We start from the raw sequence: 7446 nt of genomic DNA, 5'->3' as shown, positions 1-7446 counted from the left end.
TCCCCGCCAATGACTTCCACCTGTTCCATGTCCGTTTTTATCCTCGATCTGCTCTTGCCCACACCCAAAGCGCCGTGCCTGCAAATATTTGCAGCCTGTTTGCAACTGGCCGGAGTGCCCCGTAGCGACAAGACTGTAGGGCGAATATGGTGTGAATATGGCACGATCAGGGGGCTTTCTGGGCTTGCGCGCAGGCTATAGCCGAATATAACCCGCACCAATTTGCGCGTCCCTCTACTTGGGGCGCGCGCGTTAGCCTGCGCCGAATCATCAAAGGGGAATCCCATGCCGAAGAGAACCGACATCAAGTCCATCCTCATCATCGGTGCCGGGCCTATTGTGATCGGGCAGGCTTGCGAGTTTGACTATTCCGGCGCTCAGGCGTGTAAGGCGCTGCGCGAAGAGGGCTACCGGGTGATCCTGGTGAACTCTAACCCGGCCACGATCATGACCGATCCGGGCCTTGCCGATGCGACCTATATCGAACCGATCACCCCTGAAATCGTTGCCAAAATCATCGAGGATGAGCGCCCCGACGCGCTGTTGCCCACGATGGGCGGGCAAACGGGGCTGAACACCTCGTTGGCGCTGGCAGATATGGGCGTGCTGGAAAAATTCGGGGTCGAGCTGATCGGGGCGAACCGCGGTGCCATTGAAATGGCCGAGGATCGCAAGCTGTTTCGCGAGGCGATGGACCGGATCGGGATCGAGAACCCCAAGGCCACGATCATCGCCGCCCCGAAACTGGATAACGGTCGTTACGATATCAATGCAGGCGTTGCCGAGGCGATGAACGCTCTTGAACATATCGGCCTGCCCGCGATCATCCGCCCCGCCTTTACCCTTGGCGGCACCGGCGGCGGCGTGGCCTATAACCGCGACGATTACGAGGCGATCTGCCGCTCGGGGCTGGATGCCTCGCCGATGGCACAAATTCTGGTCGATGAATCGCTCTTGGGCTGGAAAGAGTTCGAGATGGAGGTCGTGCGCGACCGTGCCGATAATGCGATCATCGTCTGTGCGATTGAGAACGTCGATCCGATGGGCGTGCATACCGGCGATTCGATCACTGTCGCCCCGGCCCTGACGCTGACGGACAAAGAATATCAGATAATGCGCAACGGCTCGATTGCCGTGCTGCGCGAGATCGGCGTCGAAACCGGCGGCTCGAACGTGCAATGGGCGATCAACCCCGAAGATGGCCGCATGGTCGTGATCGAGATGAACCCGCGGGTGTCGCGCTCCTCCGCGCTGGCGTCGAAAGCGACCGGTTTCCCGATTGCCAAGATCGCGGCGAAACTGGCGGTCGGCTACACGCTGGATGAGTTGGACAACGACATCACCGGCGTCACGCCCGCCAGCTTTGAGCCAACGATTGACTATGTCGTCACGAAAATCCCACGCTTTGCGTTTGAGAAATTCGCAGGCTCGAAAGCCGAACTCACCACCGCGATGAAATCGGTGGGCGAGGTGATGGCGGTTGGCCGGACCTTCCACGAGTCGATGCAAAAGGCGCTGTGCTCGATGGAAACGGGCCTCAGCGGCTTTGACGAGATCGACATCCCCGGCGCGCCCGAAAAGGCGGCTGTGATCAAGGCGATTTCGGCGCAGACGCCGGACCGCATCCGGCTGATTGCACAGGCAATGCGCCACGGCCTCAGCGACGACGAAATCCAGCACGCGACCGCCTATGACCCGTGGTTCCTTGCCCGCATCCGCGAGATTGTCGATGCCGAGGCCGAGGTTCGCAAACAGGGCTTGCCGCTGGACGCCAAGGGGCTGCGCGCGCTTAAAATGATGGGCTTTGGCGATGCCCGTCTGGCGACGTTGACGGGGCGCGACGAGGCACAGGTGCGCCGCGCGCGTCGCAATCTGGGGGTACAGGCCGCGTTCAAACGCATCGACACCTGCGCCGCCGAGTTCGAGGCGCAAACGCCTTACATGTATTCCACCTACGAGGCCCCCGCGATGGGCGATGTGGAATGCGAGGCCCGCCCGAGTGATCGCAAAAAGGTCGTTATTCTGGGCGGTGGCCCGAACCGGATCGGCCAGGGGATCGAGTTCGATTACTGCTGCTGTCACGCTTGTTTCGCGCTGACGGATGCGGGCTATGAAACGATCATGATCAACTGCAACCCCGAGACGGTCAGCACCGATTACGACACCTCGGACCGGCTGTATTTCGAACCGCTCACGCTCGAACACGTCCTGGAAATCCTGCGCGTCGAGCAGGACAACGGCACGCTGCATGGCGTGATCGTGCAGTTCGGCGGGCAGACGCCGCTCAAGCTCGCTAACGCCTTGGAGGCCGAGGGAATCCCGATTTTGGGCACCACGCCCGACGCGATTGATCTGGCCGAAGACCGCGAGCGCTTCCAGAAGCTGCTCAACGATCTTGATCTCAAGCAGCCGGTGAACGGGATCGCCCACTCCGACGCCGAAGCCTTTGAAATTGCAGGCCGCGTCGGCTATCCGCTGGTGATCCGCCCGTCCTATGTTCTGGGCGGGCGCGCGATGGAAATCGTGCGCGATCTGGACCAGCTCAAGCGCTATATCACCAACGCCGTGGTCGTGTCGGGCGACAGTCCTGTGCTGCTTGACAGCTATCTGTCGGGCGCGATTGAGGTCGATGTCGACGCGCTGTGCGACGGGGAAACCGTGCATGTCGCGGGCATTATGCAGCACATCGAAGAGGCAGGCGTGCACTCGGGCGACTCGGCCTGCTCGCTGCCGCCCTATTCGCTTGATGCCGCGACCGTGGCCGAGCTGAAGGTGCAGACCGAAAAGATGGCCTTGGGGCTGAATGTGGTCGGCCTGATGAACGTGCAATTCGCGATCAAGGATGGCGTGATTTACGTTCTTGAGGTCAACCCGCGCGCCTCGCGCACCGTGCCCTTTGTGGCCAAGGCGACCGATAGCGCGATTGCCTCGATCGCCGCGCGTCTGATGGCGGGCGAAAAGATGGCGGCTTTCCCGGCGCGCGCGCCCTACCCCGCAGGTGTTGGCCCCGACACGCCGCTGCCCTTCGCCGACCCGCTGACGCTGGCCGATCCGATCACGCCGTGGTTCTCGGTCAAAGAGGCGGTGATGCCGTTCGCGCGCTTCCCCGGTGTCGATACGCTGCTGGGGCCGGAAATGCGCTCGACCGGCGAAGTCATGGGCTGGGATCGCGACTTCCCGCGCGCCTTCTGGAAAGCGCAGCTTGGCGCGGGCACGGTTCTGCCCGATGCGGGCCGCGTGTTCTTCTCGATCAAGGATAGCGACAAATACGAAGAACTGGCCGATGCCGCGCGCGATCTGATCACGATGGGCTTTGAAATCGTGGCGACCAGCGGCACCGCGAAATGGCTGGCCACGCATGGTGTCGAGGCGCAATCGGTGCTCAAGGTCTATGAGGGCCGCCCCAATATCGTGGACCGTCTGAAAAACGACGAAATCGCGCTTGTATTCAATACCACCGACGGCTCGCAGGCGATTTCCGACAGCCGCGACATCCGCGCCGTCGCGCTTTATGACAAGATCCCCTATTTCACCACGGCGGCGGCAAGCATTGCTGCGGTGTCGGCGATCAAGAGCCGTAAAGAGGGCGATGTGAACGTGCGCAGCTTGCAGTGAGCGCGCGCTTAGCCCTACAAACAGCCAAGGGGACCAAGACATAAACGACATTCCAGAGTTCTTTGAGACAGACGAACAGCATGATGTTTTGCACTCGTTAGAACACGTTTTGCTTTGCAAAGAGAGACTCGAAGAAAATCCGGCGTCGGTTAAGTGGTTGCTGATTGCGCTGCAGTCAGCCCTGCAGGGAGCCTTGGTTTGCTATTTGTCAGGAACGATGAATACCGGTGCCCTGCGCGTCGACGCGGGGAAGGCATGGAACACTTATCTCAACGGGAAGTCTGGCCCGCCCGCAAAAGAGAAAGAGCTAGCGCCGCTCGGAAAATTGTTCGAGCGTGCGGTTTACGGAGTTCAAGATCGGAAGCATCCCGACAAGATTGGCTTTTCCCGCGACCGTGAATTCCCACTACTGCAAGTGAATGACGCTCAAACATGGCATGTCATGAATCTGATAGAGTTGCGAAATCAGTTCGAGCATTTTGGCCCGACCGGATGGATTATCGAACTCAGCGGGATACCGGAAAAAATCGAAGCCTGCGTCAATATCATCGAACAGATTGAGCACGATGGTTGGGCATTTCGTCATCTTGAAACTTCAGATCGAGCTCGCCTCGTCGCTTGCCTAAAAAAATTGCGCGATAGCATCGCCTGACCGTGCTATTTGCGCCCCACACTCACTGCCTCCGCATCGCCAGCCAGTTTTGCCACGCCGCGTCCGAGCCGTGAAACGCGTTCATGTCTACCGTGCCGGGCACGCCGGGAACCACGCCAGTGCCGCTATATTGCCAGAACGTCCAGCGCGCATCAGCGTAGCGTGAGGACGGATGCCCCGCGACCGAGCGCAGCCAGAAATCATAGCCTCGGAACTGATCGAGGCCGTTATCTTCCCAGAAATCAATCGTCGTGTAGATCACCGGTTTCGTCCCGTAATGCGCCTCAAGCGTGCGCAGGAACACCCGCATCTCGTCGCGCACTTTGGCGGCGTCAGGGCGGCGTTGGCAGCTAGGCGAGGTGTGGTTCCACTCGATATCCAGCACCGGCGGCAGGTCGCCCGAGTGGCGCTTGACTTGTTTGATGAACCAACGCGCCTGCTCGACAGCGGGGCGGCAGAAATAGAAAAAGTGATAGCCCCCTACCGGCACCCCAGCGGCCCGTGCCGCGCGGGCATTTTGATGAAAACCGGGGTCGATATGATCCCCCCCTTCCGAGGCCTTGAGCCATGCAAACGACACCCCGGCCGCACGCGCACGCCGCCAGTCGATCACACCCTGATAGCGCGCCGCGTCAATGCCGTGGATCGGCTGATTGATCGGGGACATGCCCGACCAACCATGCGGCGCGGTATCGCCGAAGCGCGCGGGAATACCATCGGCGCGAAACTGCATCGCGTTCAGCATCTTCGGCTCCATCAGCCGGGCCGATTTAGGCTTGCTCCCACATCCGGCAAGCGTCAACGCCGCCCCCGAGAGGAAAATCCGTCTTGAAAGGTCCATACGCCGCTCCCTGATACCGCACTGCGATCACGATTTCATGAGTAGGCCCGGCTGTCACGGGGGCAGTCGGGCCTTTTTAGGGATTCAGCGGTAATGCGCTGGCTATACTACAAAGCGCCAGGCCCATTGCGCGCGGCCAAAGCCCGCCGCCGTGATCATCCCATCCGCATTGCGATACATGCGGCAGGTGCAGGCGATTTCATCGCAGCGGACCATGCTTGGTGATGCCTATCGTCCAAGCGAAACGGCCCGCGCCTTTCGACGCGGGCCGGACACTATGTCGGATTAGGGGAGGTTCAGCCCTTGGCAGCCGCCAGCTCGTCCCAGCATGCCATCGCGTGACCGGCATACATGACGCCCGGTCCGCCACCCATCTGGATCGCCATCGCCAGCACATCACCCAGTTCCTCACGCGTGGCACCCGCTTTCATCAGCGCCTCGGTGTGGAACATGATGCAAGGCTCGCAGCGCAGCACGACCGCCATACCCAGCGCGATGAATTCCTTGGTTTTGGTATCCAGCGGGCCGTTATCCTTGACCGCTTTGGAAAGCGTCGCAAAGCCGCTCATCGTGTCGGGAATAGATTTGCCCATCACGCGCAGCTCGTTGCGCATTTCGTCGATCTTGGCTTTGTAGCTCATGTCAAAAATCCTTTTCGTTTCGCTTGTGGTCGGTGTCGCATGTCACGGTTAGCATAGCGTTGACTTGCATCAAGATTCCTCTGCAGCCCCGCTATGCCGCAATCGCATAGCGGCCGCGCAGCCGCCCATCAGGCGTGTCCGGCAGCCGCCGACAGCGTGCGCGGATCGACCCCCATCGCGGCCAATGCGCGGGTCCATTTCGTGGTGTAATCGTCATCAAGCGCAAGATCGGCATCGCCCTCGCTTGTCAGCCAGCCATTTTCTAGGATCTCGGCCTCAAGCTGGCCTGGCCCCCAGCCCGCATAGCCCAGCGCCATCAGCGCGCGATCAGGGCCACGCCCGGCGGCAATATCTTCCAAGATATCGCGCGTGCCCGTCATGCGCAACCGGTCGGAAATCCGCATTTGCCCCTCCTCGGCCCCCCAATCGGGCGAATGCAGCACAAAGCCGCGCCCGGTCTCAACGGGACCGCCAAACAGGATTGGCGCGTGAATCGCGTGATCGGAATTGGGTGGGGTAATGCCGAGATTTTGCAACAGTTCCGGCAGGTCCGGCTTGGGCAAAGGTTTGTTCACGATCAGCCCCATCGCGCCCTCGGGCGAATGGGCGCAGACGGCGACGACCGCGTGCTCAAAGCGTGGATCGCCCATTCCCGGCATCGCAATCAGCAGTTTTCCGGTCAAATCCATCGCCAAACCCCTCTCGCGCGGGATGCGCGTCTTTCTAAGGTGGTCCGACTGGGCCGCAGGTTCAAGGCCGAAGACATGTCACGACTGCCGCGTTTCTGCGACGGCGCGAAAAACGGCAATGCGCGCAATTGTTGCAGCCTTCTGTCGCGTTTGTGACTTTGGTCGCGCGCTTTGTGAGGCTAACCAAGGCAGATGATCAAACTTTTGTCCGTTCTCGCCCTCACCCTCGCCGTGTGTCCGCATTTGGTCGCGGCACAGCAAAGCGTTGAGCATCCCGCACCGCCACCACCGCCGGGAGTGGAGGGCGCGCAACTCCTGCAAGGCTGGATGCGCGCCGATGGCAGCCGCATGGCGGGGCTGTCGATTGATCTTAAGCCGGATTGGAAAACCTATTGGCGCGCGCCGGGCGATGCGGGCATCCCGCCCCAGATTGATTTCAAAGGCTCTGAAAACGTCGCGAACATCACGCTGCACTGGCCTGCGCCAGAGGTGTTTCAGTCCGCGGGAATGCGCACGATTGGCTATCAGGGCGATCTTCTTTTGCCGATTGAGATTACGCCCAAAGACCCCGCCAAGCCCGTCGATCTAAGCGCCCATGCAGCGATCGGGATTTGCGATCAGATTTGTGTGCCTGTGTCGTTGCATCTCCACGCCCATATCGCGGGCGACGGTCGCCCCGATCCGCAGATCAAGGCCGCATTGCAGGCCGAACCCAAGACGATTTCACTGCATGCAACGTGTAAAACGACGCCCGTGCGCGATGGTGTCAAACTGACCGCACGCTTTGATCTGCCCGCGGCTATCGGCCCCGAGGCGACCTTGTTTGAACTGCGCTCGACCCCGGTTTGGGTGTCCGAAAGCACCAGCCGCCGCGAAGGCGATACGCTGGTCGCGACGGCGGATTTCGTGCCGCCCGAGGCCAAACCGTTCGACCTTGATCTCAGCGATCTGCGCATCACCGTGCTGTCAGATCGCGGCGCGGTGCAGTTTGACGGCTGCACCGAATAA

7 protein-coding genes are annotated in these 7446 nt (G+C 60.8%); 3 read left to right on the top strand and 4 right to left on the bottom strand.

Annotated features, from left to right (window positions below):
• On the bottom strand, positions 1-305 hold a 305-nt coding region (locus tag DT23_RS19860), incomplete at its 3' end, for a hypothetical protein (protein ID WP_205618230.1).
• Between DT23_RS19860 and carB the strand changes: the two genes are divergently transcribed.
• Both carB and DT23_RS08245 read left to right on the top strand, forming a co-directional pair.
• Positions 286-3615, top strand: coding sequence for a carbamoyl-phosphate synthase large subunit (carB, locus tag DT23_RS08250; protein ID WP_038130349.1), 3330 nt, complete (start codon positions 286-288; stop codon positions 3613-3615). The two genes, DT23_RS19860 and carB, sit on opposite strands and share 20 nt — an antisense overlap.
• Positions 3616-3772: 157 nt before the next feature.
• Entirely contained in the window at positions 3773-4267 is a 495-nt protein-coding gene (locus tag DT23_RS08245) for a hypothetical protein (RefSeq protein WP_156023890.1), read from the top strand.
• 22 nt (positions 4268-4289) lie between these two features.
• On the opposite strand, the gene DT23_RS08240 is transcribed toward DT23_RS08245, so the two are convergent.
• The 3 genes from DT23_RS08240 to DT23_RS08230 all read right to left on the bottom strand — a co-directional run bounded on the left by DT23_RS08240 (position 4290) and on the right by DT23_RS08230 (position 6438).
• On the bottom strand, positions 4290-5108 hold the full coding sequence (locus DT23_RS08240; RefSeq protein ID WP_051697141.1) for a glycoside hydrolase family 25 protein: 819 nt from the start codon (positions 5106-5108) through the stop codon (positions 4290-4292).
• A 296-nt stretch (positions 5109-5404) separates the two neighbouring features.
• The gene (locus tag DT23_RS08235; protein WP_038130345.1) at positions 5405-5749 is read right to left on the bottom strand and encodes a carboxymuconolactone decarboxylase family protein; all 345 of its coding nucleotides are present in this window, start codon (positions 5747-5749) and stop codon (positions 5405-5407) included.
• A 128-nt stretch (positions 5750-5877) separates the two neighbouring features.
• Positions 5878-6438 (bottom strand): YqgE/AlgH family protein, encoded by a 561-nt coding sequence (locus DT23_RS08230; protein ID WP_038130344.1) that lies wholly within the window; start codon positions 6436-6438, stop codon positions 5878-5880.
• Positions 6439-6630: 192 nt separating this feature from the next.
• Here DT23_RS08230 and DT23_RS08225 point away from each other — a divergent pair, with 192 nt between their 5' ends.
• A complete protein-coding gene (locus DT23_RS08225; protein WP_038130343.1) occupies positions 6631-7446 on the top strand; it encodes a protein-disulfide reductase DsbD domain-containing protein in 816 nt (271 codons plus the stop codon).

The organism is Thioclava indica, from assembly GCF_000714545.1.
GTDB lineage: Bacteria > Pseudomonadota > Alphaproteobacteria > Rhodobacterales > Rhodobacteraceae > Thioclava > Thioclava indica.
Note: the sequence above shows the minus strand (reverse complement) of the source record. Positions and strands in the feature narration are given on the sequence as shown.

Bases quoted from the DNA above. Each gene is read 5' to 3' on its own strand.
- carB (WP_038130349.1), top strand. From the start codon at position 286: ATGCCGAAGAGAACCGACATCAAGTCCATCCTCATCATCGGTGCCGGG.
- DT23_RS08240 (WP_051697141.1), bottom strand. From the start codon at position 5,108: ATGGACCTTTCAAGACGGATTTTCCTCTCGGGGGCGGCGTTGACGCTT.
- DT23_RS08235 (WP_038130345.1), bottom strand. From the start codon at position 5,749: ATGAGCTACAAAGCCAAGATCGACGAAATGCGCAACGAGCTGCGCGTG.
- DT23_RS08230 (WP_038130344.1), bottom strand. From the start codon at position 6,438: ATGGATTTGACCGGAAAACTGCTGATTGCGATGCCGGGAATGGGCGAT.
- DT23_RS08225 (WP_038130343.1), top strand. From the start codon at position 6,631: ATGATCAAACTTTTGTCCGTTCTCGCCCTCACCCTCGCCGTGTGTCCG.